This is a genomic window from Alloscardovia macacae (assembly GCF_002259705.1).
Taxonomy (GTDB): Bacteria; Actinomycetota; Actinomycetes; order Actinomycetales; family Bifidobacteriaceae; genus Alloscardovia; species Alloscardovia macacae.
Window position 1 is genome coordinate 121,115 of record NZ_MWWT01000009.1, and the last position, 25,689, is coordinate 146,803.

The window sequence follows — 25,689 nt, forward strand, 5'->3', positions numbered from 1 at the left end:
GACGCATATAGCGAGGAGACGACCGCTGACATGTTCTTTACCCTAGTCTAGGCCTATCCTAGCCCTTCACCGCGCCAGCCATGACACCGCTGACGATGTACTTCTGGCAGATGAGGTAGAAGATGATGATAGGGATGATGGCCAGAACGAGGCAGGCCATCATGGCACCCATATCGATGGAGCCATATCCACCCTTCAGATACTGGATGGCCACGGAGATGGTCTTATACTTTCCGAGATCCAGCGTGAGGTATGGAAGCAGGTAGTCATTCCATATCCACATGGCTTCGAGGATGGATACCGAGATGATGGATGGCTTCATGATAGGTACCACTATCTGGAAGAAGATGCGTGGTACGGATGCGCCGTCCAGCATGGCGGATTCTTCGAGAGACTTCGGGATGCCCTTAATCACGCCCGTGAAGACGAAGACTGCCAGGCCCGCACCGAAGCCGAGGTAAACGACCCACAGACCCCATGGATTATTCAGCTTCAGCATATCCGCTATCTTCGAGAGGGTGAACATAACCATCTGGAATGGAACAATCATGTTAAAGAGGAAGAGCGTGTAGAGCAGCTTCGCAGCCCAGTTATCTACGCGCACTATCCACCATGCGCACATGGAGGTGCACAGGATGATGAGTGCCACAGCACCTACCGTGATGAATACCGTCCAGCCGAAGGACTCGAAGAACTGTGTGGTCTCGATGCCACGAGTGTAGTTCTCCAGGCCCACGAAGGACTTCGCGTTCGGAAGCTCGAAGGCATTCGTAGAGATGTATGCCTTCTGCTTGAACGAGTTCACGAGAACGAGCAGGATAGGGAATATCCAGAGGACAGACAGGACGGCGAAGAAGACCGACCATGCAGTCGAGTGCTTAATCTTATTACTAGTATCATTCATTATGCCTGAACCTCCTTACTCGTGGTGAGCTTATTCTGAATGAGGGCGATGGCTGCGACCAGGATGAAGAACAGCACTGCCTTCGCCTGTCCTACGCCTTCCCATCCCATGCGTCCGTAGAAGGTGCGGGTGATGTTCATGGCCAAACCTTCAGACATATAGCTCGGAGCGCCGTTCGTTAAGGCGAGGTTCTGGTCGTAGAGCTTAAAGCCGTTCGTCACCGTAAGGAACGAGCACACGGTAATGGATGGCATCATGAGTGGAACGATGATGCGGAACATGATCTGGCGCCCATTCGCCCCATCTACCGATGCTGCTTCGAGCACATCCGTCGGAAGGGACTGCAGACCAGCGATGTAGATGATCATCATGTACCCTATCTGCTGCCAGCTGACCACGACGACCAGTCCCCAGAAACCATAGGTGGCAGAGTACGTCAGCGCGCGCCCCCAGTGCGCCAGAATGCCGTTCAGCAGAAGCAGCCAAATGTAGCCCAGAATGATACCGCCGATGAGGTTCGGCATGAACAGAGCCGAACGGTACAGGGACGATCCCTTAATAGCACGCGTAAGCAAGTATGCTATAGCAAATGCGATAACGTTAATAATGATGGTGGTCACTATGGTGAACGCTGTAGAGAAGCCCAGAGCATGAATGAACTGAGGGTCAGCGAGCGCCCTCTGGAAGTTCTTCAGGCCCACGAACTGCCCATCTGTCACTGTAGTAAACTCACAGAAGCTTAAGTACACACCCATGATAAATGGTACTAAGAAGCCTATGATGAATGCTAGGAAAGTAGGGGCGGCGAAAAGTGCCCACCACTTTCGTATAGCTTTACCGGCCATATCTACCATGTGGCTCTCCTCCTTCGATACACTGCTTTGTGAATCTGCGGGGTGCGGACTGAGGTACCCAGTCCGGATAGGCTCGTACCTATGTGGCTCTCCTATAGAAGTCCACACACAGGCACGTACCGCTCCCCTGAAGACTCTTTCTCATCTGTGCCTCGCCTCACTGCTGTGTAATCGCGCTTCATACTCGTTACTCCGTCGTGTCTGCACGTGGTATGGCTCAGCTCGGATGAACTCTATAGCTCCATCATAACCTCGAGCATGGAGGATGTCAAACGTTCGCATTTTTCGTCGTGTCTTCCAGTATGAAACGCGTCATCTGTTCTGCAAAAAACTCGCGAGACTTCTTTCGAAGAGCCGCTTCAGTACCTCTTTACACCAAACAAAAACGCCATCTTTCGCGCCTGACTGCGGCGAGCAGCCCGTACGGTCCGTTCTGCAAAAAACTCGCTGGACTTTTTTGCAAACGTTTGTATTTTTCCCCTCTTCCTGATGGTAGAATACACTATATAAAGTCTTACATGTATAGGAGGTATACATGAGCAGCACTATTCAGGATGTCGCTCACGCAGCGGGAGTGTCCCCATCGACCGTCTCGCGCGCCTTTACGCGACCAGATCTCGTCTCCGCGAAGACGCGTGAGCGCATCTTACAGGTCGCATCTGAGCTTCATTTTTCCCTCTCGCGCTCTGCAGCAGCACTGAAATCTGGCAAATCTTTGCGCATCGCGCTCCTCATGAGCGGTAAGATGAATCTCTGGTTCGTGTCCTCCATCTTCGAAGGGCTGAACGAAGTCTTCCATGACGCCGGTTACGATGTCTCGGTCTACCAGATGTCCACCACAGACGAGCGCAAGGAATTCTTCCAGAACCTTCCTCTGCGCCGGAACGCGGACGCCGTCATCGTCTCCTCGTTTAGCATCGAGAAGGAGGAGGTGCAGCTCCTGAGCTCCATAGGTATTCCCGTCATCGGCATTAATGTGGATAATCCGGACGAGCTCGGCTTTACCGCTGCCGTGAACATCGATGATATTCACGGTTCGGAGCTCGCCGCCCGCCACCTCATTCAGCTGGGGCACACGAAGATAGCATATGTGAGCACACATCGTAACGTCACTCTGCACTTCTCTGTGCAGACGCGTATCGACTCCTTTGCTGCATACTGCGCATCGGAGGGGGTGACCGTACAGAATATCCCGTGTAACATTACTGAAGACGGCCGCTACCCTATTAGCGATGTGGCTTCCCGCATCCTCAGTATGCCTGAACTGCCTACGGCCATCGCGTGCCAGGAAGACGGCATAGCCATTCCGCTCAAGTTCCAGCTCGAGCGCAGCGGTCTGCACATTCCGCGCGATATCTCGCTGATCGGCTTCGACGACAGCTTCTATGCCTCGGATTTGGGTCTGACCACCATTCGTCAGAATCCTATAGAGCTCGCTCGTAAGGCGGCACAGATGACGCTGGAGCTCATCGACGGTAAGACACTGGATACTCCGCTGTGCGTGGAGAAGGCTGAGCTCGTCGTGCGCTCCACCACGACGCGTGCGCACGCGTAAGTTCGTTTTTTCGTAAGGGCTGCTGGCACCGTTCAGCAGCCCTTTTTCTGTCAATTTTTCCTCAACATTCCGCCATCGTTACCATGAACGGCGTCCCCGCGGTGACGGGGTTATGTGAGGGCGCACATGGATTCGTACACACACATCTAAGAAACAGGGAGCAGATCAGTCGACTTTTTTGCAAGTTATTCCATTCTGATCGTTGCTGGACGTAAAAAGTGGAATAACTCGCATAATAGTCGGCAAACAGCGAGAAGCGAGAAGCGCTGATAAGTACCGCAGACCCACACGTCACAAACACGCAAGCGGCCCGCCCCCGAAACCAGGAGCGAGCCGCCTCATATCTTCAGTTATATATCTGAGTCGAAGAAACTACGTACGAGACTTTAGTGTGCAGCGTTTGCGTATTCCTCAGCCCAGCCATCCACGAAGGCCTTCTTCACGTTAGCCCAGTCACCGGTACCCTGTGCGTACTCGAGGAGAGCCTGACCCAGGTTATTCTTCCAGTTCTCCGAAGGCATCATAGTGAAGTTCCAGGATACTGGGGTCTTACCCGACTGGGAGTCTTCTACAGCTGCCTGAACCAGTGGGTTCTCAGACTTGACATCAGCGAAGTTCTTAAATGGTACCGTGAAGCCCATATCCTTGGAGAGGGACTCGATGCCCTGCTTCGAGCTGGTGACCCACTTGAGGAAGTCTTCGGTAGCCTTCTGATCCTTCTCGGAAGCCTTTGCATTAATGCACCAGTAGTTCTCCGAACCGGTAGCCAGGCCCTGCTTTTCTTCACCGTTTGCACCGATGTAGATAGGCAGCATGCCTACAGATTCTGGCTTCATGCCTGCCTTCTGCAGGTCAGACCATGCCCAGGTACCGTTCTGGTAGAAGACAGCCTTACCCAGAGCGAACTCAGAGTTTGCATCGTCACCAGTCTTAGCACTCAGCTGAGTCTTCGGCGTGGTGGAGTCGTTAATGTACAGGTCGAAGATCTTCTTATAGTTATCCAGGTACTTACCCTCTACCTTTGCAGGCTGCTCGGTAACCTTACCATCCTTGAATTCGTAGTACAGTGGCAGGTTCGCCAGGTGGGTCTTAAAGCGCCAGTCCGAGCTGGAATCGAAGCCAGCTGACGTGAAGGCGCCTTCCACACCGAGGTCTGCCTTATGCGCCTGAATGCCATCTGCCACAGCCTTCAGCTTATCGAAGCTGTTAATCTCATCCACAGACTTTACAGCTGCATCCGAGAGTGCGAAGTACTTCGCGAGGATGTCCTTGTTATAGATGAGGCCGTACGTCTCCGTCACATATGGCACGCCCACGACCTTATCGCCATCCTTGAGCGCCATATCCTTATCGTTCAGCTGCTCGTAGATGTACGACTTCGACAGGTCTGCCGTGTAGTTCTTCCAGCTCTGGTAGCCCACTGGTCCGTTTATCTGGAACAGCGTCGGCGCGTCAGTCTTCGCTATCTCGGACTTCAGCGTGGTTTCGTAGGAGCCCGATGCAGCGTTCTGCACCTTTACCTCGACGCCCGTTTCCTTCGTATAGGCCTTCGCGAGCGCCTGCCACTGGTCAGCGTTTTCCGGCTTAAAGTTCAGGAAGTAGACCTTACCCTTACCGTTATCGCTGGAGCTGGAGTTCGAGCATGCTGCGAATGCGCCGAAAGACATGGCGAGCACTGCTGTAGCTGCTACTGTGGACTTCACTACTCGATTCATCATCGAACCTCTCTTTCTATCATTCAGACGTCATCTGCTGCGAACGACGCCCTGAGTTAGGTTTAGTTTTATTATGCACCTTTCTGCAGTTTTTTGCAAACGTTCGCACCTCGCTTTATACCATTTTCGGCTTAAAATAAGGGGATGCGTCCGCGTGTCGCGCCGCGTTCGCATCCCCATAATGCACTCGTTTGCTTTTAGAGTATGCCCAATCCTTCCATCAGCACCACGGCCACCACGGTGATGCCGGCCCAGCACACAGCGCCAAGCACCAGTGGCTTACCACCCGTCTTCACGAGCTGGATCACGTTACTATTCAGCCCCACTGCAGCCATGGCCATGATGACGAAAAACTTCGACAGTTCTTTCAGCGGTACGAAGACGGCCGGCGATACACCGAAAGATAGGAGTAGAGATGTGAGAATTGACCCCAGGATAAACCATGCGAGAAACTTCGGAAACGCGCGCTTCACGCTGAACGTCCCAGCATCGCGGCGCAGAAAAGCCAGCGCGAGCGTGATGGGGATGATGGCCAGCGTACGTGTGAGCTTCACCGTTACAGCCGTATCCAGCGTGGCCGAACCCAGATGCCACATGGTATCCCACGTGGACGCCGCTGCTGTCACGGACGACGTATCATTCACCGCAGTACCCGCAAAAATGCCGAATACCTCGCCGCTCGTGGTACTCATGCCCAGCGCATGTCCGAGAAGCGGGAAAAGCAGCGCTGCCAGAACATTAAAGAGGAAAATGACCGAAATGGACTGTGCCACCTCGTCATCGCTCGCCTTAATCACAGGAGCTGTAGCCGCGATGGCCGAGCCACCGCAAATAGACGAGCCGACGCCGATGAGAGTCGCGGTATTCGAGGCCATGTGCAGAACGCGGGACATGACCCACGCGAGAATAAGCGCAGTGGAAATGGTTACCACGATGATGGGCAGAGACATCCAGCCGGTGCGCGCGACGACGCCGAGGTCCAGCCCGAAACCGAGAAGCACTACCGCAGTCTGCAGCACATACTTCGAAGTGAAGCTGATGCCCGCCTGCGCGCGCCCCTTATGCGTCCATGCAAGCGTGATGACCATGCCAAGGATGATAGCTACAATGGGCCCGCCGATGAGCGGAAGCTGACGGCCGAGAAACCATGCGACGACGGCTATGCCCGCACTGATGGCGAGGCCAGGGAGGAGTTCTTCTACTTTTCTCATAGAGTTTATGGTAGTAGCGTGGTCCTACTTCGCGCGCGGGTGCGACAGCAGGTAGCTTTCCATGAGAGCCTGCGGGGTCACATGTGTGTAGATCTGCGTGGTGGTCACGGATGCATGGCCGAGAAGCTCCTGCACCGCGCGCACGTCTGCCCCACCCTGGATGAGGTGCGTAGCACAGGAATGACGCAGCGTATGTGGATGAATACTCTTGCGAATGCCAGCAGCTTCAGCATAGGTACGCACTATCTCCCAAACGCTCTGCCGAGAAAGGCGCCGGCCGCGTTTATTCAGAAAAATGGCGTGCGTCTCTGGGGGCGCGGTCTTTGCGTTTGCCTTCGCTTGAAGCGCGGGACGAGCATGCTCGAGGTAGATGCGCAGGGCATCACACGCGTACGAGCCGAGCGGAACGAGGCGCTGCTTATCGCCTTTACCGATGAGTCGTGCCACACGCTCGTCGAAATCTATGTCCGCGAGGTTCGCCCCCACTATCTCAGAGACACGACCAGCGGAGGCATACATAAACTCGAGGAGCGCTCTGTCTCTGAGCCGTATAGGGTCAGCTGTGGCCTGCTCTTCTGGAGTGTCCGTATGCGTGGCATGGATGAGGGCGAAAACCTCCTCGATGGTGAGAGCTTCGGGAAGCTGTGACGCTGCTTTCGGTGGTGTGATGGGTGCGGAAGGGTCGTGTGAGGTACGTCCTTCTGCGAGGAGGAACTTATGAAATTCATGAATGGAGGCTATGCGTCGCGCTATGCTGCGCGCACTCTGCCCCTGCAGGCCGAGGTCAGTAACGTAGAGCTCGATGTCTGAGGTGGTGATCTCTTTCGGCTCGTGGATGCCACGCTCCGTCAGCCAGCGCGTGTAGGTACGGATATCTGCCGCATAGGCACGCGACGTCGCGTCGGAGAGTCCTCGTTCCACGGATATGTGGACGAGAAACTGGTCGAGATACCTGCTATATGCGGTCTGTTCTGTGTGCGGCATACGTTATAGGATAGCACGCATTATGCGAAAGACCCCTGTGCTATCCTCGCTGGGAGGAGTGCACAGGGGTCGTATCGTTTAAGCTTACAGGTTAAGCCAAGTAATGTCTTACTTAAGCCTCAACTGGAGCGTTTACGTCAGCTGGAAGTGCTGCCTTAGCCTGCTCGACAATAGCCTTGAAGGTATCTGCATCGCTTACAGCGAGCTCTGCCAGAGCGCGGCGATCGAGTTCGATGCCTGCCAGGCGAAGACCCTGAATGAAGCGGTTATAGGTGATGCCTTCTGCGCGTACAGCCACGTTAATACGGGTGATCCACAGCTTGCGGAAGTCGCCCTTACGTGCCTTACGGTCGCGGAAATTGTAATTAAAGGAGTGAAGGAGCTGTTCCTTCGCCTTACGATACAGGCGAGAACGCTGACCGCGGTAACCGCTAGCGCGTTCGAGAACAACACGACGCTTCTTATGAGCATTAACTGCGCGCTTTACACGTGCCATAGTAGATCCTCTACTTTCTAATTAAATCCAAACGCACGCTTACTTAGCGAGCATATCCTTCAGCTTCTTGCTCTGTGCTGGTGCCAGCACCTGGTCTGCCTTCAGAGCGCGACGCTTACGTGCGCTCTTGTGCTCCAGGTTATGACGCATAGAGGAACCAGCCTGCATGAGCTTTCCGGAACCAGTTACGCGGATTCGCTTAGATGCAGCGGAGTTACTTTTCATCTTAGGCATTACTGCCCTCCTTGCTTGTCGTCTTCTGGGAAGAAGTCTTGTTCGCAGTTGCGCCTGCTACCTTGCTTTCCGCTTCGGCTACTGCTGTAGCCTGGGCTTCACGCTTAGCATTCAGGCGAGCGGCTTGACGTGCTTGACGCTCTGCACGAGACTCGGCACCGCGACGGCGCTGCTCAGACTGGGTCTGAACTTTCTTACCCTTTGGTGCGAGCACCATGATGATGTTACGGCCATCCTGGCGTGGACGCGACTCGATGGAGCCGAACTCCTCGACTTCTTCAGCCAGACGCTGAAGAAGCTCGACGCCTCCCACAGGACGAGACTGCTCACGTCCGCGCAGCATGATGGTGACCTTTACCTTGTCTCCACCATTCAAGAAGCGAGTGACGTGACCCTTCTTTACCTCAAAATCATGGTCGTCTATCTTAAGGCGGAAGCGAATCTCCTTCACCTCGGCAGTGCTCTGGTTACGGCGAGCTTCGCGGGCCTTAATCTTTTCGTTATACTTGTACTTACCATAGTCGATGAGCTTAGCCACCGGCGGCTTAGCGTTCGGCGCCACTTCCACCAAATCCAAATTCGCTTCGCGAGCGAGGTTCAGAGCGACGGACGTAGCGACCACGCCCACCTGTTCGCCCTTAGGGCCGATCAAGCGCAGCTGCGGCGTACGAATCTCATCGTTAATACGTGGTTCTGTAATGATGTCTCCATTCGTAAAACTATGCGTGGGTACATCCCAGAGACCCCTGTCTCCCTATGTACATGCGGCATGAAGGTGCACGGCATTTCTGCTTTCGCCTCCATACACTTAGGTGCACGTACCTATGGTGACCTAAGTCTGAACCCGAAGTCATACAAAACTTCCAGGTGGGAAATTCCACTTTCTTGATTTCTCAAGCCTTACTTATGGTATCACAAGGGGTGACTTAGTGGGAGTGGATGTAGGGATGTGCGCGTGTTTGCGTGTTCATCGCACATCTAAGCGATTGTGCGCTCTTGCAAAAAGGATTAAAATGCCCCTCATCGCGAACGGCGGGGGGTGCGATTCTTACCGCGCGAGCGGCAGGGCATTGCACGCGTGTGCAACGTACACGTGAAGGCATTTCATTCGTACGGACTGCCTTCACTCTTTGAAAAGCAAGATGAACATGGTTCGCATTACTTTTACATCTTTCAACCCTCGCGAGGGGCAATGGTTTAATGCTACCACATTTATGACGCGAGCGGAAGCAATTGCATACATGGGCACCGTTACGAGGCGTTGCCGTCGTTCGGGCGATTGGTGTTTCTTGCGTGATATTCGCGAAGTGAAGCGGTAACGTGTAGGGGGTGATGTGCCTTTTGTTTTGTTGGTTTTTCGGGACGACACATCATAATACATTGTGGCAAAACCGCGGCGCCTGCACGAAGCATAACTCGAAAACCAGCCACTATACGCAGAAGCCCCCTCCGCAATCTTGTGCAGAGGGGACTTCTGTATTCAATCTTCAATTTGGGCGTATTGGGGGGCGTATCCTCTACGCCAGTACTACGGCTACTTCTTCTTTTCCTTCCTCTGTGGAAGGCGCAGGTGTTCCATGTTTTTCTTGATTTCCTGCGTGATTTCTTGCGCGTAGTCGTGTGGATGTTCGAGGTTTTCCTGCTCTACATAGTGGTTATGCAGCCAGTGCTCGTTATGCGCATTCGAGCCGTGGTAGTGGTCTGGGTAGACCGGCTCTGCACCGCCGAATGGACGTGGAGTCTTCGCAGCCTTAATCTGGTTACGGTTCGTCGCATCCATCACAGCGATAGGTGGCACCACTTCTTCTTCCACAGGACCAGATGTGCGGTTCGCCATCCAGGCTGGCATAGCTTCTGCGATACGCGAGACTATCCAGCAGATGACGAAGTACACCACCGCGGACACGGCCAGCGTCTGCAGAATGTTAAAGTACATGGATCCGAGTCTCCTGGACTCCTGGAGCAGGTCGGTATACAGGATGATGGATCCCAGTGCGGTATCCTTCAAAGCGACCACGAGCTGGGTCACGGTCGCTGGAAGCATCGCGAAAATTGCCTGAGGAACCTCGACCTGCATGAGCGACTCCGTGCGGGTCAAGCCTAAAGCGAGGGACGCCTCACGCTGACCGCCCGGCAGATTACCCACGCCAGAACGCACGAGCTCCGCGATAACCGAGCCATTGTACAAAATCAAAGCGAGGACGACGGCGAAGTAGGACGCCTGACGAATGCCCACAGCCGCGAACCAGCGCCAGAAGAAGACCATCATAATGAGCACCGGAACCGCGCGACAGAACTCGATGATGATAGCCGCCACGAACCGAATGTACGGATTCGGCAGCAAACGCAGCACGCCGAAGACGAGTCCGAAGACCAGCGAGCCGACGATGCCGGCAGCCGCAGCCCCTAAAGTAAGCCCCAAACCAGGCAGGTAGAAGTCCGTCCAGGCTTCCGTATCCAGAGCAGGCTTCCACAGGTCCCAGGACAGCTGGTTCTCGCCCTGCGGAGGATTCGCCAAACGAGCCAGAATCACCACAGCGAGCGCGATGAGTACTGCTCCCGCTATCCAGTTCATAATGCGGATAAGGCGCTTACCCTTCGGGCCTGGCTCATCGAAGAGAAGCTTCGTAGTAGAATCATTCGAGTTCATCGACGCACCGCCAGTCTGTTCGAGAGATATGTGGTCAGAAGACCGATAGGAATAATGAGAATGAGGTAGCCCACCGCGAAGATGAGGAAGATACCGATGATGTGCTCCGAATGGAACTCGATCATCGTGCTCATGAGGCTCGAGGTCTCCGTGGCTACGGATGCAGCCGCCGCTACCGTCGAGTTCTTCAGCAGAGCGATGAGCGTGTTACCCAGTGGAGCCACGGCACCGCGGATGGCCTGCGGCAGGATGATCTGCGTGGCAGACTGCATGAAGCTTAAGCCCAGTGCGCGCGAGGCCTCGGCCTGACCCACAGGAATGGTGTTTATACCACTTCGAAGCGACTCGCACACGAAGGCAGCTGTGTAGACGCCCAGACCCGTGACGGCCAGCCAGAAGAAGTTTATGGTGAAAGTGTCCGAGAAGCTGATCTTCAGCTGTCCGAACACGCCGAGCACCATGAACACCATGATGATGGTCAGCGGCATGTTCTTAAAGAACTCGCAGTATCCGGCTGCGAATCCGCGCAGCGAGGAGATAGGGCTGATGCGCATGATGATGAGCACGATGCCGAGCACCGTGGCGATGACGGCTGACCAGAAGGTCAGGCGGATATTCACCCAGAATGCACCGAGAATGTCATACTCGGTGAACAGTGAGAAGAACTCCGAAAGGTTCGTAGACGAGAATCCAGTCATGGCTTAGTTCCCCTCCCCTTCGTTCGCGGTCGGCGGGTTATACGCTGGGTCTGGCGTGAAGCCGGTTCCCTGCGTGTTTTCCTCGATGGCCTGCTCCCAGTCTCCCGTGGAGATCATCTTATTAATGGCCGCGTTTATCTTTTTCGCGAGGTCGTGGTCTCCCTTATGGATGCCCACACCGTAGTATTCCTGGGTAAATGGCTTACCCACGAGCTTGAGGCGTCCGCGCGAGTTCGACGCGAGTCCCGCGAGGATGATGTTATCCGTGGTCACCGCGTCTACGATGCCGGAGAAGAGAGCAGTGGCGCATTCCGCGTAGCTCGGCTGCTCCATGAGCTGGACCTGGTTCGAGTATTTTTCTTTAATGACCACGGCCGAGGTGGAGCCCGTCACCGAGCACAGGCGCTTTCCGTTCAAGTCTTCCGGCCCCTGGATGGTCGTGTTATCCGCACGCACGAGCAGGTCCTGACCGGCTACGAGGTACGGGCCCGCGAAGTCTACCGTCTTCTTACGGTCGTCCGTGATGGAGTAGGATGCGAGGATCATGTCCACGTCCCTGTTTTGAAGCATAGCTTCGCGCTGCTTCGATGGCGCTTCCTTCCACACGATTTCGTAATCTTTGTATCCGAGCTGGTTCGCGATGTAGCGCGCCACGGATACGTCGAAGCCGGTGTACGTGCCGCCCTTCTTAAAGCCCACGCCTGGCTGGTCGAACTTGATACCGATAGTAATCTTATGGTCGCTGCTGTCCGCACTGCTCGACCCGCACGCTGCCAGTGACAGGACACTGACTGCGGCGAGCACGGCGGCTGCAGTTTTCGCTAAAAGTTTCGTCATGTCGTTTCTTCTGTCTCGTTCCTCTGGTTTTACTGCCAATTCTCGCTCCTCTTTCAGAGCGTCTCCTCTGCTCTGTTAATGCTTGAGGATCTTCGACAGGAAGTCCTTCGCGCGGTCAGTCTGCGGATTCTCGAAGAACTGCTCCGGAGAGCCCGCTTCGAGGATCTTACCGTCCGCCATGAAGACGATGTTATCTGCCACCTGACGTGCGAAGCCCATCTCGTGGGTCACGCAAATCATGGTCATGCCTTCGTGTGCGAGCTGTGTCATGGTGTCCAGTACTTCGTTCACCATCTCTGGGTCGAGAGCCGAGGTCGGCTCGTCGAAAAGCATCACCTTCGGATGCATGGCGAGTGCGCGCGCTATGGCCACGCGCTGCTGCTGGCCACCAGAGAGCTGGGATGGCATCTTCTGCGCCTGGGAATCCACACCCACACGCGCCAGAAGCTCCATAGCCTCATCCTCTGCGTCGCGCTTCGACATGTGACGTACACGCATCGGCGCAAGGGTTACGTTCTGGAGGATAGTTTTATTCGCGAACAGGTTAAACTGCTGGAACACCATGCCCACTTCTGCGCGCAGGTTCGCCAGGTCGCGACCTTCTGCAGGGAGCACTTCACCATCGATGCGAATGACGCCAGAGTCGATGGTCTCGAGGCGGTTAATGGTGCGGCACATGGTGGACTTACCCGAGCCCGATGGTCCGAGAACCACCATCACCTGGCCCTTTCCCACCTTCAGGTTTATATTCTTCAGCACGTGAAGGTCTCCATAGTGCTTTTCCACGTGGCTCAGCTCCACGAGTGGGTTTTCTATGTTATCTCCCACGTGAACACTGCGGTGTATATGCACACTATTAAGGATTTCTGTAGCCATGCTCTCCTCCTTCAGTCTGTATCTCATCTCTATTCGTGTCATTCCATTCTACAGACAGGGGGTTATGAAGACATAAAAGCTATGTAACATCTATGTTAAACGGCTGAAAAAAAGACACCTCGCGAGTTTTTTGCATTCCGTGCCGTGGAAGGTACGAGCCCGAAAATGCAGTCCAGTACCGCCGCGGCACCTCACAAAACAAGGCCGCGGAGGCCTCACAGACCGCCGCGGCACGATATGCAAAAAACTCGCGAGGTAAATTTTTAGAGGATTACTCCCCCCCCTCTACTCCCCCTCCAGCACGAGAGGAATCAGCTCAGCATACCCCTGCTCCTCCATCTGTTCGAGCGGCACGAAGTCCAGGGAGGCGGAGTTCATGCAGTAGCGCAGGCCTCCCATCTGCTTCGGACCATCCGTAAAGACGTGGCCGAGGTGAATGCCACTGTCCTTCGCCCGTACTTCTATGCGAGGACGCCCGAAGAGTGAGTAGTCCTCTACTTCCACGAGGTCATCATTATGGATAGGCTTGCTGAAGGACGGCCAGCCGCAGCCGGAGTCGAACTTCGTCGTGGAGACGAACAGCGGCTTCCTGCTGACGATGTCCACATAAATCCCCGGCTCGAACGTCGCATCATATTCGTTCGCGAAAGGCCGCTCGGTATCGGCATTCTGCGTCACCTGGTAGCTGAGGTTACTGAGCTCCCAGATGCGCTCTATGTACTTCTGGCGCTGTGGCACGCGCAGCATGGCCTGCACGGAGATGTGGCAGTATCCCGTAGGATTTTTGATGAGATAATCCTGATGGTACTCCTCTGCTGGGTAGAAGTTCTCGAGAGAGACCACTTCCACAGCACTGTCCTTCTGCTCGCGGCGCTCGAGCTGTGCGAGCGCGGTCGTGAAGGTCTCACGCTGTGCTTCCACGTCATCCGCATCCACCCCCGGTCCACCGAGGTAGAGCCCCGTGCGGTACTGACGTCCCACGTCATGCCCCTGACGGTCCACGCTCCACGGATCGATGACGTCGAGGAAAAGCAGCGTCAGCACGCGCAAGGACACGCGCGATGGGTCATACTCCACTCGCACGGCTTCCACAGCATCCGTCGCTCCCGTGCATACCTGCTCATAGCTCGGGTTCTCCACGCGCGAGTTCGCATATCCTACGGTCGTTTTTACGACACCGTCTACCTTATGAAAGTACTCTTCCATACCCCAGAAGCATCCACCTGCCACATAGACCACGTTCGTCTCTGCCATGCCCACTCCTTTATGTCCAGTTCATGTTCAGTTCATGCTTGATTCATGCTCGCGCCCCACCAGCTCGAGCTATAGGTGAAAGTATAGTAGTACCCATGAGTAAAAGCACGAATGATTCGGACGGTTTACTATTAGCTAAATACCGCCGCGCCATCATCTTCGGCGCAGGCGAGTATTACGAGGAGATGCCTTTCGTTCCTCCCCAAGCCTACGTCATCGCTGCAGATGGCGGATACGACCACGTGATGTCGCTCGGGATAGAGCCGCACGCGCTCGTGGGAGATATGGATTCCATTCAGGAGCGTGACGAACTGGACCTCGCTCCCCACGTCATCGCGCTTCCATCCGAGAAGGATGACTCGGATATGCTGGCAGCCGTGAAGCACGCGTGGGCGCTGGGTATGCGCGAGTTTGAGTTTTATGGAGTCTTCGGTGGGCGTATGGACCATAGCATCGCGAATCTGCAGACGGCGGCGAAGATAGCTACTGCTGGTGGCGTGGCGTTTCTGCATGGCGACCATGTGATTACTACCGTGATTCAGGATGCGACGATGACTTTTCCGGCTGGCTACGTAGCCGCCGGGCGTCCGCTGTCTGTTTTTGCTCACTCTTCCGTCTGCGCGCACGTGAGCATTACGGGCTTGAAGTACTGCGTGGACGATGTAGAGTTTTCGAACCTCGAGCCGATGGGCTTGAGTAACGAATTTCTGCCCGATACGCCTGCTGAGATATCCGTAGACGGCGGCGCACTGCTCGTCATCTACCCGAGTGAGGCGCCTACCCCGCGTGTGGAGAGCCGCGTTCCGCCTGTGGACAGCGCAGATTTTGGTCAATTGACCCAAAAGAAGTCAGCCTATCTCCAGCCTAACGCGGGCGCTAAACGAGGACGGCACGTCGCTTAAGGCGAAATGACCCGCCCGCTCGTCGTGTCGGTACAGGCAGAGCATTAAAATGGGAGCGTAGGCATTTAGCCGAGCTCGTAACTCTACACGGGGTTACGGCACACTAAATAAGGAAGTATTACATGACAGTAAAGATTGGTATTAACGGTTTCGGCCGTATCGGTCGTCTCGCATTCCGTCGCATTCTCGAGCTGCAGAATCGTGGCGGCGCAGCTGGTGACATCGACGTTGCTGCTATTAATGATCTGACCACCCCATCCATGCTGGCTTACTTGCTCAAGTATGACAGCAGCCAGGGCCCATTCAAGCATGACGATGGCACTGCATATGAGATTTCCGCTACGGACACCGCACTCGTGGTAGACGGCAAGGAATATCCAGTGTACGCAGAGCGCGACGCTAAGGATATCCCATGGGTAGCAAACGATGGCGTGGAATACGTCCTCGAGTGCACCGGCTTCTACACCTCTGCTGAGAAGTCCCAGGCTCACCTGGATGCAGGCGCGAAGAAGGTTCTCATCTCCGCTCCAGCTAAGGATGACACCACTCCTACCGTCGTCTATGGTGTAAACCACGAGATTCTCACCCCAGCAGACGCTATCGTGTCCGCAGGTTCCTGCACCACGAACTCCATGGCTGCTATGGTGAAGCTCCTCGACGAGAAGTGGGGCATCGAAGTAGGCTTCATGACCACCATCCACGCATACACCGGCACTCAGATGATTCTGGACGGCCCACGTAACAAGTCTGGCCGTAATAACCGTGCAGCAGCTGTGAACACCATTCCTCACAGCACTGGTGCAGCTAAGGCTATCGGTAAGGTCGTTCCTTCCGTAGACGGTAAGCTCCAGGGCCACGCTCAGCGCGTTCAGGTTCCAGATGGATCCATCACCGAGCTGACCACTCAGCTTCGCGAGAAGGTCACCGCTGATGAGATTAACGCAGCGTTTAAGGAAGCTTTCGAAGGCTGCGAGTACTACGGTTATAACGGTGACGGCATCGTCTCCTCGGATATCATCGGCGACACCCACGGTGGTGTCTTCGACCCTACCCAGACCGTAGTGAACACCGCTGGTGACAAGCAGCTCGTACAGACCGTAGCATTCTACGATAACGAGTATGGCTTCACCTGCAACATGATTCGTACCCTCCTCTACTTCGCTGAGATTAACGAGTAGTTCCGAGCTCTAAGAATCATACGAACGCGGGGTGTAGGGCAGATTTTCTGCTTTACACCCCGCTTTCGTATACTCGTATGCCATACCCGACGTGTATAGTGGGTGACAGTACTTTTCTGAGATCCGAGAGAAGACGAGAGGTGAGACGTATATGGTGACGATGAAAGAGATTTCTGCTCAAGCAGGAGTGTCCGTCTCCACAGTCTCTCTCGTTCTGAATAACCGTGATAAAGGCCGCATAAAGCCACGTGTAGCTGCCCAGATTCGTCAGGTCGCCAGAGACCTCGGGTACCGCCCTAATCTCATGGCCAGGAGCCTCAAAACGAGCCACACTCACATCCTCGGATTCCTCAGTAAAGAAGTGGCTACCACGCCATACGCTGGACCTATCATTTTAGGCGCTCAGGATGCGGCTAGCCAGTATGGGTATGTGATTATGACTGTCTCAGCAGACGACCCTCGTTCCTCAGAAGAAACCGAGATATCTGCACTCGAACGCTACGGCGTGGATGGCTTCTTCCTCGCGGAAATGTCAAACAGAAAAGCGCAGGTTCCGTCGTCACTCCAGAACTACCCTACCGTGCTTGTCAATGCTACGGATGGACATCCCGCATCCAGTACTACACCGAACCAGATTCATCATACTGGCATAGCTCCAGATGAGCGCCTCATAGGATACGATGCGACGATGCGGCTCATCCACGCAGGATGCACACGCATAGCCTATGTAGGATGTAGCGAACCGATGCTCGCCGAAGGATTACGCCTCGAGGGATATAAAGAGGCACTTCGAGAAGCTGGCTTGCCTTTCGATTCTTCTCTCGTTACAGCAGTTTTGAATAATGGTCCTGCTCTGCACAGTGTGCGAGAACTCATAGAGACACAGCATCCTGATGGCATTTTCTGCTTTAATGATGCCCGCGCGTGGTATGTATATGACACTGCCGCTCGACTCGGCCTGACCATCGGAAAAGACATCAGTGTGGTCGGCGTGGATAACCATCGCATCTTCGCTGAGACTCTCGAACCTCAGCTTTCTACCGTAGAACTTCCCCACTACGAAATGGGATACTGGGCGGCATGTAAGCTCATCAGCATGATAGAGCCAGAACGGGAGCTGGACTTCTCCACAAGCCCACGTCCGCTACGCGCTACTCTCCCACCACTCGACAGCGAGGGAGACGTTCTTATCCACTGCTCACTCGTGGATAAGAACTCTGTCATAACGCAGTAGTGTATCGTTTAACTACTTCATACTACTCGATGCTACTCGTGGAGACGCGCAGCATGAAGCTGATCTATGGCCTTCGAATAGTCTTCGAGGGAATTAAAGTGCTGATACACGGATGCAAAGCGCATGTACGCTACTTCATCCAGCAAGCGTAGTGGTTCGAGGATAGCAAGCCCTACTTCTTCAGCCTTCACTTCTGCTACGCCACGCGAACGGAGGTCCCGCTCTACATGAATGCCGAGCTGCTTGAGCAGTTCTTCTTCGATAGGACGTCCCTTACATGCCTTTCGCACTCCCGATACGACCTTTTCCCGGTTAAAAGGCTCAGAGCTTCCATCGCGCTTAACGACCATGAGAACCATGGACTCCTGTGTCGTAAAGCGCTTCGAGCACACGACACATTCGCGACGGCGGCGGATAGAGTATCCATCCTCGCTCACGCGAGTATCGACGACTTTCGTATCTTCACTTTGACAAAAAGGACAATGCATACCCCTAACCCTAGCAGATACTAGGCTTGTGGCACAAGCAGAGTCTGTCCTACGACAAGCTGATCACTACTGAGATGATTAATCCGTTTTATACGCTTCATAGTCGCATATATATCAGCTCCTTCTGGAGTAACCTGCTGCGCATAAGACCACAGAGTTTCCTGCGGCTGTACTGTGTACCGCACGAGTTCGTCCTCACCATTATCCGCTGCAGCCTGTGGAAGCATGAACGCCACAGCACATACCAGCACCACTACAGCGAGCCCGAGGACAGTAAAGACTCCGCGTCCACTCATCAGGAAGTTTTCGAATACCCCGGTACCCATATCATCCACGTCAGCAGTATCCGCATCTACATACAGGGAGCCTGCATACGTGGCATCATTACCGGCATCCATCATCGATCTCATAGCACTCTCCTCACTTCCCATCTCGGTTTTCTCATTCCTTTGACGTACAAAAAAGTCGAACATATGTTCTATCGAACGTATGTTCTAAGTATCGCACATCTGTTCGACCTTGTCACCTAGCGTGTCGCCATCCGAGGACACGCATTCGAACATCTGTTTGCTTTCAGCAAAGAAACACGCTAGACTAGAGACATCTATGGAAGGACTGTCATGACTACCACCCCGCTTAACTCTTTTGCTTCAGAAGACGAAGCACAAAAAGCTAAGGCCCTGGGCCTGACGTCAGCACGCCAGTATCAGGTATATGAGGCTATCCGCAAACACGTGGACGAGCACGGCTTTGCGCCTACGTTACGCGAAATAGGTGCCCTCGTAGGCCTGCGAAGCTCCTCGTCTGTCAAGCATCAGGTTCAGTCTCTCGTCACGCACGAACTCATCCGTGTGAACCCCCGAAAAGGTCGCGCTATAGAGCTTTTACCAGCGAAGTCACAGACAGGACAGACAAAAAAGGAAGGTCAACCAGACCAAGCCCACACAGACCAGTACTCTCACTCAGAAACTGCTGAAGAACGGCAGACAGCGAAGATATACGCATTCCCCCAAACTCATCCAGAAGGCCAGCAGATTCCTCAGTATCTTCAGCCTGAAGAGGTGAGCGAATCCATCGCGCTTTCTCACGATATTCCACTCGTAGGTCGCATCGCAGCTGGCATACCTATCACTGCAGAACAGCATGTGGATGACGTCATGCGTCTGCCACAGCGCCTCACTGGTGAAGGTACACTGTTTATGCTGGAAGTTCATGGAGACTCTATGACGGATGCAGCTATCTGTGATGGAGACTTCGTCGTCGTGCGCGAGCAGTCCACTGCTACGAATGGGGATATCGTCGCAGCCCTTCTCGACGATGAAGCCACAGTAAAGACCTTCCAGCAGGATAAGAATGGCCATGTGTGGCTTATGCCGCATAATCCGGCTTACTCCCCTATAGATGGCACCCATGCCAGAATTATGGGAAAGGTCGTCACAGTCCTGCGTAAGCTGTAGACGCCTCGGCGAGCGAAGACAGACCAGCCCTGACAAAGAATGAATTGACTGTCATACGAAAAGGGGCGTGACATGCATACAGCACGTCACGCCCCTTTTGCTACGAAAGAATTCTAGAAACTAGAAGCCGAACTCAGCAGCAGTAGCACGCAGAGTCTGAGCAGAACGAGTCAGAGCTGCTAGCTCGTCGTCGCTCAGAGGCGTGTTCAGGCGAGTATCCACACCTTCACGGTTCAGGACGCTAGGCACAGACATGCACACGTCGGAGATTCCGTGGAAGTCATCCAGGAGGGAGGATACTGGCAGAATGCGGTTCGAATCCTTGAGGATGGACTCGACGATGTCCACTGCGGACATGCCGATAGCGTAGTTCGTCGCACCCTTACCAGCGATAATCTGATATGCAGCGTTCTTTACGTCCTGGTGAATCTGCTCGCGCACGTCTGCAGTCAGAGGAGCGTGACCTGCGAGTTCCTTCCACTCGAGCATAGGAACGCCACCGATGGTCGCAGAAGACCACAGTGCTACTTCAGAATCACCATGCTCACCAGCGATGTAAGCGTGAACATTCTTCACGTTTACACCAGTCTGCTCTGCGATGAGGAAGCGCAGACGAGCGGAATCCAGGTTCGTACCGGAGCCGAACATCTGGTTTGCTGGAAGACCCGAAAGCTTCAGAGCCACCTGAGTGACGACGTCCACAGGGTTCGTAATGAGGATGAAGATAGCGTTAGGAGCTACCTTCACGAGGCTCGGAATGATGGCCTTCATAATGTTAATGGTGGCACCAGCCAGCTCGAGGCGGCTCTGGCCAGGCTGCTGGCGAGCGCCTGCAGTGATGACGATGACGTCTGCATCGCGGCAGATTTCTGGATCATCCGAACCGCTGATGGACACGGTAGGATAGAAGCTCGAACCGTGCTGCATGTCGAGCACTTCAGCTTCCACGCGCTTGAGGTTAATGTCCTCGAGCACGATCTCACGTGCGATGCCGCGCTGTGCTGCTGCGAATGCGATAGTCGAACCTACAGCGCCTGCACCGACGATAGCAAGCTTAGTTGGCTTTACTGGCGTTACTGCCATTATAGAACCCTTCTTTCATGGATTTTCATGATAGGAATATGTTCCTGAACGAGATTGCACATACTAGTTTACTCAGACCGCTCTACGAAAGTGAGGCTCCTCGAGCAGTCTGAAGAAGAATGTGAGAGAACTCACTCACCCTCATCTCCCTCATCTCCAGGTGCTGAGTCCACCTCCACTCGTGCGGTGAGCAGCGCAGACGCCAGAGCACTGTCTACATCGCACACCACATGCACACCCTCATTCAGGTACTCGAGGCTGAGAATACTTCCCTTCTCGCGCGCTTGGCTCAGTAGTGCCCCCGCCGCGTAGGAAACCACGGCATCCACACGCACACTCGGCTTCGGCAGCAGGGACTGGACGTGCTCGTTCAGCTCAGAAAGTCCTTCACCTGAGGCTGCAGAGACAAAGAAGGCGTCCGGCGCGAGCTCTTTGAGACGGCTGAGTGCCACGCTATCGATGCGGTCTATCTTATTAAATACGATGACGGTGGGCATGCCTGCGAGGGAGTCGATGTCCTCGAGAACGTCATTTACCGCATCGATCTGCGAGAACGGGTCCGGATGCGAGGCGTCCACCACGTGCACGATGACGTGAGATTCCGCTACCTCTTCGAGCGTAGACTTAAACGCTTCGACGAGCTGTGTGGGGAGCTTTCGCACGAAGCCCACGGTATCCACGTACGTGAAGCTGCGTCCGGCATCCGTTTTCGCCGCGCGGACTGCCGTGTCGAGCGTGGCGAAGAGAGCATTTTCTACCAATTCTTCCGACCCTGTCAGCCGGTTAATAAGCGACGACTTTCCCGCATTCGTATATCCCACCACGGCTACAGTGGGGATCCCGCTGCGGTGACGAGAACCGCGCTTTACAGCACGTGACGGAGCCATCTGTTCTATCTGCTTCCTGAGCTTCGCCATACGGGTGCGGATAACGCGACGGTCCATCTCTATCTTCGTTTCGCCTGGACCTCGCGAACCTATACCACCCGCCTGGCCGGCAGCCTGTCCACCTGCTTGACGGGACAGGCTTCCACCCCATCCTCGAAGGCGTGGAAGCATATATTCCATCTGTGCCAGCTCTACCTGAGCCTTACCTTCTCGGCTCGTGGCATGCTGTGCAAAAATGTCGAGGATAACAGCAGTACGGTCTACCACGTGCACTTTCGTCACATCTTCAAGAGCACGGCGCTGGCTCGGAGGAAGGTCCGCATCCACCACGATGGTATCCGCCTCAGTAGCGGCCACTATTCCTGCCACTTCAGCTGCTTTACCCGAACCTATGTAAGTCGCTTTATCTGGCTTCATGCGGTGCTGAAGCACGCCGTCCATGATCTCAGCACCAGCCGTGCGCGCTAATGCGGCGAGCTCGCGCAGAGACTCCTCTGCCTGCTGGAGAGTGGTCTCCCGGCTCGACCATACCCCCACGAGGACTACACGCTCGAGGCGCACTTTACGGTATTCCACTTCAGTAATGTCCTGAAGTTCTCCTAAGCCCTCCACGTGACGAAGCTTATTTCGCCCTTCGCGCTCTTCCCAGGTCTGCTCGCCAGTCAGCCCCTGAACTCCACGCGCTGCTACTTCGCCAGCATGATCATCGAGGAGGATGTCCGAACGCTCATCGGTCACATCGAAGCTGTCTCGCTGACGGTTCGTATGCCACGCCGTCGTTCGCGCATGTGCTGCCTGCCCCTGATGAGAGGAGGATGACTGATGTGTCTGTACTGCCATATCACCTTTTCTGTATACGAAATAATCTTTCTCTATAGTAACGCATAAGCGCGCATACCCGTACTCGAGCATGCGCGCTTACCCGAAGGCGTAAGAAGGAAGTCCCTACTCTGCTTCTACCTTCTTATGCGTCGCCAGGTACACGACCAGACCCACCACGATGACAGCAGCTGCGAAGAAGAACACGTTCGACGCATTCGCAGCCTCACCTGTAGCGCCGATGGCACTAAAACCGCTCAGCGCATTCGAGCCGAGGAGCGTACCCATAATGGCTATACCGATAGAAGCCGTAGTGTTCATGGCCAGGTCATTCATACCGACACCACGTCCGGACTCATCCTTCGAAAGCGATCCGAGAACCAGCGAGACCGTCGGCGAGTAGAGCATCCCCGCGCCAGCGTAGACTATGCATCCGACTGCGGTGAGCGCCAGAATTCCAGAATTGACCATAAAACCAGCCAGCACGAAACCGCCACCCATGAGGCAGATAGAGGTAAGAAGCGCTGCATGGCGGCCTATCTTACCGATAATCCAGCCGGAACTCGTCCCAAGCACTGCCGCCACGATGAAGCCCCAGACGATGTAGCGCGACGCGGTGGACGTATCGAGGCTGTACACGTTCGTCGCCACGTAGTTAAACATCGGCGAGAAGAAGTAGTTCGGGAAGAACAAAAGCAGAACGTAGCCGGTAGCCGTCAGCCACTTCGTATTATGGAAGAACTCTGGAGTGACGAACGGATGCTTCGCCACATGAATGTAGTACGCGAAGAAGCCGAAGAGGGCTATGGCCACCACTATCATCCACCATGCCTGATAGCTGAAGAATAGAGCGAGGAATGCAGCGCCCAGACCGAAGATGACGAAGCCCCAGCCATCGACCTTTTCGCCCGTACCAGACGCGTTCGGCAGGTTCGCGAGCAAAACTGGCAGAAGCAGGATAGTCACGGTAGGAATGAGGAAGAGGAATGCCCAGTGAATGGAGCTGAAGAAGCCAGCTGCGAAGACGCCGATGGCTGCCGAAAGCTGATATCCCGCGGTAAACAGGCCGAAGAAGACGACCTTCAGCGAGTTCTTCAGGTACTTCGTGGCCACCACAAGGAAGGCCGAGCCTGCTACCTGCTCACCAGCAGTTTGCAGGACGCGTGCAGTGATGACCACCCACAGGTTCGGAGTGAAGAAGTAGCTGGCAGCGAAGCCGAAGACAGATCCGACGAACAGTGTCACGATACCGATGGTCACGAGCTTTTTCAGAGACACGAAGTCGCCGAGCGAGCCGTAGACGAAGCAGACGATGCCGAGGATTATGCCCGGGATGGCCGTGATGAGCGAGGCCTGACCGGCTGCGCCCACATCCTGGCCCACCTGCTGGAAGACGAGGTTAAAACCCTGCAGGCACAGAGTGCCGAGGATGAAGGTGATGAGCAGCGGGATGAGAGCCTTCACGGCCATATCGCTGGTCATCTCACGTGTTACAGAAGATTCATTTTTTTTGCGTCATTATACTTCTCTTCTCTTAGTTTGCTTTCGCTACAAGTGCGCCGATGCGGTCCATCAGCTCGCCGACGAAGCGGTCCACATCCACTGCCACAGCGACCTTCATGGTCTTCGTACGGTCCGTGATGCGCTGTTCGTCTCCGATGGTGCGACCACGGGTCGGCCCGTCCACATCCACCTTCATGTTTATGTCCAGAAGGGTCACGAGGCTCGGGTCTACCGCCACTGCCACAGCCAGAGGGTCATGAAGACCGCAGCCACCCAGATGTGGAGATGTAGTCTCGTAGGCCTTAATGTAGAAGTCCGTCATATCCGCGTAGAACTTCGCAGCCTTCGTGCCGAGTGCACGCCACTTCGCGGTATCTGCATAGGTGAGCAGCGTCTGCAGGGTGACGTCGAGTCCTACCATGGTCACATTCGCCCCGGAACGGAAGAGATAATCTGCCGCTTCAGGATCCTGGGAGATGTTCGCTTCAGTCCACGCGTTCACATTTCCTGGAACGGTGAGTGCTCCACCCATGATGACGATGCTTCCGATGAGATGGGCTATCTGAGGGTCTTTCTTCAGCGCCGCTGCGATGTTCGTGTCTGGACCAGTCGGTACGTAAATGAGGTCTTCACCATACGTATGCGCTGCTTCGATGATGAAGTCTACAGCATCCTGCTGCTCTACCACGCGCGGAGAGTCTGGAATCTCTACATCGCCTATACCATTTTCCCCGTGGATAAATTTCGATATTTCGAGAACTTCGAAGGACCCTGGCTCGCTCGTGCTCGAATGATCCACCCCGCGAAACACTGGCACTTCTGGGTGGCCGAGGATGTCTGTAATGGCCAGCGAGTTTCGCGTCCCCTGATCCATGAGAACGTTCCCATATGTGCCCGTGATGCCTATCAGCTCTACCTCTGGGCTGGCGAGCGCATATGCGATGGCCAGTGCATCATCGACGCCGGTGTCGAGGTCGAGAATCATCTTCTTTGACATAACGAAAGCCTCCGTTATTCTCTGTATATCGTTTCGTTTTATTCTGGTCAATTCTCGCTCATCCTGCGCTTGTTCCCTTTCTTGAGAAACATCCGCCAGTGGTTAAGCGTTTAACCAGACTGTCGTGACCAGTGTAGCACACAGCACGACCGAATGACATCGTGTGCGTTTCGCACTTTTTCGCTCAGCGCCCACGACTGCATGACTCATCCGCGTCGCCGAGTAAAATACCATGATATGACTCAAGCAAATGAACAGTACTTTAGCGCTCACCCGACTACGAAAGATGTGCGCTCCACTCTCGACGTGACCATACGAGGGCGAAACTATACAGTAGAGGTATCGAACAGTGTGTTTTCGAACAGCCGCCTCGACCTCGGCACAAAGGTACTGCTCGACCGCGCCCCAGCTCCTGAAGGCACGAATCTGCTCGACATAGGCTGTGGCTGGGGACCTATCACTCTCGGACTCGCCGCGGATGCTCCGCAGGATGCGACCGTGTGGGGTGTAGATGTCAATGAGCGAGCAGTAGAATTGACCACAAAAAATGCTCAAACAGCCGGTCTCACGCACGTCTCGGCAGGCACGAGCGAAAGCCTGGCGGATGCATGGAAGGGCGTCACGTTCGACACCATCTGGTCGAACCCTCCTATCCGCATCGGTAAAGAGGCCTTACACGCGCTACTACTCGAATACCTCCCACGCCTCACTCCCGAGACGGGACGCGCATATCTGGTCGTACAGAAGCATCTCGGCGCAGACCCACTCATCGCCTGGCTGAACGACCAGCTCGGAGACCAGGGGCTGAGCGCGACGAAGTACGCGTCCGCGAAGGGATACCGCATTATCGAGGTCACACGACACTAACAGGAT

The 25,689-nt window shown here is 54.8% G+C and carries 25 protein-coding genes; 6 read left to right on the forward strand and 19 right to left on the reverse strand.

Translation table 11 applies throughout. The annotated features are described in order from the left end of the window. Nucleotides 1-58 precede the first annotated feature (58 nt). Nucleotides 59-904 (reverse strand): carbohydrate ABC transporter permease, encoded by an 846-nt coding sequence (locus ALMA_RS07415; RefSeq protein WP_086106840.1) that lies wholly within the window; start codon nucleotides 902-904, stop codon nucleotides 59-61. Next, complete coding sequence (locus tag ALMA_RS07420) at nucleotides 904-1,758, reverse strand: carbohydrate ABC transporter permease (RefSeq protein WP_086106839.1); 855 nt, start codon at nucleotides 1,756-1,758, stop codon at nucleotides 904-906. Before ALMA_RS07420 ends, ALMA_RS07415 begins: the two co-directional genes overlap by 1 nt. A gap of 535 nt (nucleotides 1,759-2,293) precedes the next feature. Between ALMA_RS07420 and ALMA_RS07425 the strand changes: the two genes are divergently transcribed. After that, complete coding sequence (locus ALMA_RS07425; RefSeq protein ID WP_094727139.1) at nucleotides 2,294-3,313, forward strand: LacI family DNA-binding transcriptional regulator; 1,020 nt, start codon at nucleotides 2,294-2,296, stop codon at nucleotides 3,311-3,313. Nucleotides 3,314-3,699: 386 nt separating this feature from the next. Here ALMA_RS07425 and ALMA_RS07430 read toward each other — a convergent pair whose 3' ends face one another. The 11 genes from ALMA_RS07430 to msrB form a co-directional block, all read right to left on the reverse strand. After that, the gene (locus tag ALMA_RS07430) at nucleotides 3,700-5,031 is read right to left on the reverse strand and encodes an ABC transporter substrate-binding protein (RefSeq protein WP_086107126.1); all 1,332 of its coding nucleotides are present in this window, start codon (nucleotides 5,029-5,031) and stop codon (nucleotides 3,700-3,702) included. Nucleotides 5,032-5,225: 194 nt separating this feature from the next. Beyond that, nucleotides 5,226-6,239: a YeiH family protein gene (locus ALMA_RS07435; RefSeq protein WP_094727141.1), complete on the reverse strand. Its 1,014-nt coding sequence runs from the start codon at nucleotides 6,237-6,239 to the stop codon at nucleotides 5,226-5,228. A 24-nt stretch (nucleotides 6,240-6,263) separates the two neighbouring features. Next, nucleotides 6,264-7,223: a site-specific tyrosine recombinase XerD gene (gene xerD / locus ALMA_RS07440; protein WP_094727143.1), complete on the reverse strand. Its 960-nt coding sequence runs from the start codon at nucleotides 7,221-7,223 to the stop codon at nucleotides 6,264-6,266. A gap of 112 nt (nucleotides 7,224-7,335) precedes the next feature. Continuing rightward, nucleotides 7,336-7,719 carry a 50S ribosomal protein L20 gene (gene rplT, locus ALMA_RS07445; RefSeq protein WP_086107124.1) on the reverse strand — a complete coding sequence of 128 codons (384 nt, stop codon included), beginning with the start codon at nucleotides 7,717-7,719 and terminating at the stop codon, nucleotides 7,336-7,338. A gap of 39 nt (nucleotides 7,720-7,758) precedes the next feature. Further along, nucleotides 7,759-7,953, reverse strand: a complete 195-nt coding sequence (rpmI, locus tag ALMA_RS07450; RefSeq protein ID WP_086107123.1) for a 50S ribosomal protein L35 — start codon at nucleotides 7,951-7,953, stop codon at nucleotides 7,759-7,761. After that, nucleotides 7,946-8,656, reverse strand: a complete 711-nt coding sequence (gene infC, locus ALMA_RS07455) for a translation initiation factor IF-3 (RefSeq protein WP_086107128.1) — start codon at nucleotides 8,654-8,656, stop codon at nucleotides 7,946-7,948. Before infC ends, rpmI begins: the two co-directional genes overlap by 8 nt. 831 nt (nucleotides 8,657-9,487) lie before the next feature. Continuing rightward, on the reverse strand, nucleotides 9,488-10,603 hold the full coding sequence (locus ALMA_RS07460) for an amino acid ABC transporter permease (protein ID WP_086107121.1): 1,116 nt from the start codon (nucleotides 10,601-10,603) through the stop codon (nucleotides 9,488-9,490). Next, on the reverse strand, nucleotides 10,600-11,301 hold the full coding sequence (locus tag ALMA_RS07465) for an amino acid ABC transporter permease (protein WP_094727145.1): 702 nt from the start codon (nucleotides 11,299-11,301) through the stop codon (nucleotides 10,600-10,602). The genes ALMA_RS07460 and ALMA_RS07465 overlap by 4 nt, the downstream gene beginning before the upstream one ends. Nucleotides 11,302-11,304: 3 nt before the next feature. Next, the gene (locus tag ALMA_RS07470) at nucleotides 11,305-12,138 is read right to left on the reverse strand and encodes a glutamate ABC transporter substrate-binding protein (protein WP_094727147.1); all 834 of its coding nucleotides are present in this window, start codon (nucleotides 12,136-12,138) and stop codon (nucleotides 11,305-11,307) included. A gap of 75 nt (nucleotides 12,139-12,213) precedes the next feature. After that, a complete protein-coding gene (locus ALMA_RS07475; protein ID WP_169712325.1) occupies nucleotides 12,214-13,014 on the reverse strand; it encodes an amino acid ABC transporter ATP-binding protein in 801 nt (266 codons plus the stop codon). Between the two features lie 285 nt (nucleotides 13,015-13,299). Then, a complete protein-coding gene (gene msrB, locus ALMA_RS07480; protein WP_094727149.1) occupies nucleotides 13,300-14,268 on the reverse strand; it encodes a peptide-methionine (R)-S-oxide reductase MsrB in 969 nt (322 codons plus the stop codon). 95 nt (nucleotides 14,269-14,363) lie between these two features. Between msrB and ALMA_RS07485 the strand changes: the two genes are divergently transcribed. The 3 genes from ALMA_RS07485 (at nucleotide 14,364) to ALMA_RS07495 (ending at nucleotide 17,582) form a co-directional block, all read left to right on the forward strand. Continuing rightward, a complete protein-coding gene (locus tag ALMA_RS07485; RefSeq protein ID WP_158520684.1) occupies nucleotides 14,364-15,170 on the forward strand; it encodes a thiamine diphosphokinase in 807 nt (268 codons plus the stop codon). Between the two features lie 122 nt (nucleotides 15,171-15,292). Further along, nucleotides 15,293-16,348: a type I glyceraldehyde-3-phosphate dehydrogenase gene (gap, locus tag ALMA_RS07490; RefSeq protein WP_086107116.1), complete on the forward strand. Its 1,056-nt coding sequence runs from the start codon at nucleotides 15,293-15,295 to the stop codon at nucleotides 16,346-16,348. A 151-nt stretch (nucleotides 16,349-16,499) separates the two neighbouring features. After that, nucleotides 16,500-17,582: a LacI family DNA-binding transcriptional regulator gene (locus ALMA_RS07495; protein WP_094727153.1), complete on the forward strand. Its 1,083-nt coding sequence runs from the start codon at nucleotides 16,500-16,502 to the stop codon at nucleotides 17,580-17,582. A 32-nt stretch (nucleotides 17,583-17,614) separates the two neighbouring features. On the opposite strand, the gene nrdR is transcribed toward ALMA_RS07495, so the two are convergent. Then, a complete protein-coding gene (gene nrdR / locus ALMA_RS07500) occupies nucleotides 17,615-18,070 on the reverse strand; it encodes a transcriptional regulator NrdR (RefSeq protein ID WP_086107114.1) in 456 nt (151 codons plus the stop codon). 20 nt (nucleotides 18,071-18,090) lie between these two features. After that, the gene (locus tag ALMA_RS07505; protein ID WP_158520685.1) at nucleotides 18,091-18,480 is read right to left on the reverse strand and encodes a LysM peptidoglycan-binding domain-containing protein; all 390 of its coding nucleotides are present in this window, start codon (nucleotides 18,478-18,480) and stop codon (nucleotides 18,091-18,093) included. Between the two features lie 210 nt (nucleotides 18,481-18,690). On the opposite strand from ALMA_RS07505, the gene lexA reads away from it, so the two are divergent. Beyond that, the gene (lexA, locus tag ALMA_RS07510; RefSeq protein ID WP_094727156.1) at nucleotides 18,691-19,527 is read left to right on the forward strand and encodes a transcriptional repressor LexA; all 837 of its coding nucleotides are present in this window, start codon (nucleotides 18,691-18,693) and stop codon (nucleotides 19,525-19,527) included. Nucleotides 19,528-19,647: 120 nt separating this feature from the next. Here lexA and ALMA_RS07515 read toward each other — a convergent pair whose 3' ends face one another. The 4 genes from ALMA_RS07515 to ALMA_RS07530 all read right to left on the reverse strand — a co-directional run bounded on the left by ALMA_RS07515 (nucleotide 19,648) and on the right by ALMA_RS07530 (nucleotide 24,816). Beyond that, complete coding sequence (locus ALMA_RS07515; protein WP_086107111.1) at nucleotides 19,648-20,610, reverse strand: L-lactate dehydrogenase; 963 nt, start codon at nucleotides 20,608-20,610, stop codon at nucleotides 19,648-19,650. A gap of 131 nt (nucleotides 20,611-20,741) precedes the next feature. Beyond that, nucleotides 20,742-22,337 carry a GTPase HflX gene (gene hflX, locus ALMA_RS07520; protein ID WP_094727158.1) on the reverse strand — a complete coding sequence of 532 codons (1,596 nt, stop codon included), beginning with the start codon at nucleotides 22,335-22,337 and terminating at the stop codon, nucleotides 20,742-20,744. 105 nt (nucleotides 22,338-22,442) lie between these two features. Further along, nucleotides 22,443-23,798, reverse strand: coding sequence for an MFS transporter (locus ALMA_RS07525; protein ID WP_094727160.1), 1,356 nt, complete (start codon nucleotides 23,796-23,798; stop codon nucleotides 22,443-22,445). A gap of 52 nt (nucleotides 23,799-23,850) precedes the next feature. Then, a complete protein-coding gene (locus ALMA_RS07530) occupies nucleotides 23,851-24,816 on the reverse strand; it encodes a nucleoside hydrolase (protein ID WP_086107108.1) in 966 nt (321 codons plus the stop codon). A gap of 237 nt (nucleotides 24,817-25,053) precedes the next feature. On the opposite strand from ALMA_RS07530, the gene ALMA_RS07535 reads away from it, so the two are divergent. Continuing rightward, nucleotides 25,054-25,683: a class I SAM-dependent methyltransferase gene (locus ALMA_RS07535; protein WP_094727162.1), complete on the forward strand. Its 630-nt coding sequence runs from the start codon at nucleotides 25,054-25,056 to the stop codon at nucleotides 25,681-25,683. Nucleotides 25,684-25,689: the final 6 nt, after the last annotated feature.

Excerpts from the sequence above, each read along its gene's own strand:
- hflX (WP_094727158.1), bottom strand. The coding sequence starts at position 22,337 with ATGGCAGTACAGACACATCAGTCATCCTCCTCTCATCAGGGGCAGGCA.
- msrB (WP_094727149.1), bottom strand. The coding sequence starts at position 14,268 with ATGGCAGAGACGAACGTGGTCTATGTGGCAGGTGGATGCTTCTGGGGT.
- xerD (WP_094727143.1), bottom strand. The coding sequence starts at position 7,223 with ATGCCGCACACAGAACAGACCGCATATAGCAGGTATCTCGACCAGTTT.
- ALMA_RS07415 (WP_086106840.1), bottom strand. The coding sequence starts at position 904 with ATGAATGATACTAGTAATAAGATTAAGCACTCGACTGCATGGTCGGTC.
- ALMA_RS07495 (WP_094727153.1), top strand. The coding sequence starts at position 16,500 with ATGGTGACGATGAAAGAGATTTCTGCTCAAGCAGGAGTGTCCGTCTCC.
- ALMA_RS07465 (WP_094727145.1), bottom strand. The coding sequence starts at position 11,301 with ATGACTGGATTCTCGTCTACGAACCTTTCGGAGTTCTTCTCACTGTTC.
- ALMA_RS07485 (WP_158520684.1), top strand. The coding sequence starts at position 14,364 with ATGAGTAAAAGCACGAATGATTCGGACGGTTTACTATTAGCTAAATAC.
- rplT (WP_086107124.1), bottom strand. The coding sequence starts at position 7,719 with ATGGCACGTGTAAAGCGCGCAGTTAATGCTCATAAGAAGCGTCGTGTT.
- lexA (WP_094727156.1), top strand. The coding sequence starts at position 18,691 with ATGACTACCACCCCGCTTAACTCTTTTGCTTCAGAAGACGAAGCACAA.
- ALMA_RS07420 (WP_086106839.1), bottom strand. The coding sequence starts at position 1,758 with ATGGTAGATATGGCCGGTAAAGCTATACGAAAGTGGTGGGCACTTTTC.
- nrdR (WP_086107114.1), bottom strand. The coding sequence starts at position 18,070 with ATGCATTGTCCTTTTTGTCAAAGTGAAGATACGAAAGTCGTCGATACT.
- gap (WP_086107116.1), top strand. The coding sequence starts at position 15,293 with ATGACAGTAAAGATTGGTATTAACGGTTTCGGCCGTATCGGTCGTCTC.
- ALMA_RS07475 (WP_169712325.1), bottom strand. The coding sequence starts at position 13,014 with ATGGCTACAGAAATCCTTAATAGTGTGCATATACACCGCAGTGTTCAC.
- ALMA_RS07530 (WP_086107108.1), bottom strand. The coding sequence starts at position 24,816 with ATGTCAAAGAAGATGATTCTCGACCTCGACACCGGCGTCGATGATGCA.
- ALMA_RS07430 (WP_086107126.1), bottom strand. The coding sequence starts at position 5,031 with ATGATGAATCGAGTAGTGAAGTCCACAGTAGCAGCTACAGCAGTGCTC.
- ALMA_RS07515 (WP_086107111.1), bottom strand. The coding sequence starts at position 20,610 with ATGGCAGTAACGCCAGTAAAGCCAACTAAGCTTGCTATCGTCGGTGCA.
- ALMA_RS07470 (WP_094727147.1), bottom strand. The coding sequence starts at position 12,138 with ATGACGAAACTTTTAGCGAAAACTGCAGCCGCCGTGCTCGCCGCAGTC.
- rpmI (WP_086107123.1), bottom strand. The coding sequence starts at position 7,953 with ATGCCTAAGATGAAAAGTAACTCCGCTGCATCTAAGCGAATCCGCGTA.
- ALMA_RS07460 (WP_086107121.1), bottom strand. The coding sequence starts at position 10,603 with ATGAACTCGAATGATTCTACTACGAAGCTTCTCTTCGATGAGCCAGGC.
- ALMA_RS07505 (WP_158520685.1), bottom strand. The coding sequence starts at position 18,480 with ATGAGATCGATGATGGATGCCGGTAATGATGCCACGTATGCAGGCTCC.
- ALMA_RS07435 (WP_094727141.1), bottom strand. The coding sequence starts at position 6,239 with ATGAGAAAAGTAGAAGAACTCCTCCCTGGCCTCGCCATCAGTGCGGGC.
- ALMA_RS07535 (WP_094727162.1), top strand. The coding sequence starts at position 25,054 with ATGACTCAAGCAAATGAACAGTACTTTAGCGCTCACCCGACTACGAAA.
- ALMA_RS07425 (WP_094727139.1), top strand. The coding sequence starts at position 2,294 with ATGAGCAGCACTATTCAGGATGTCGCTCACGCAGCGGGAGTGTCCCCA.
- ALMA_RS07525 (WP_094727160.1), bottom strand. The coding sequence starts at position 23,798 with ATGACCAGCGATATGGCCGTGAAGGCTCTCATCCCGCTGCTCATCACC.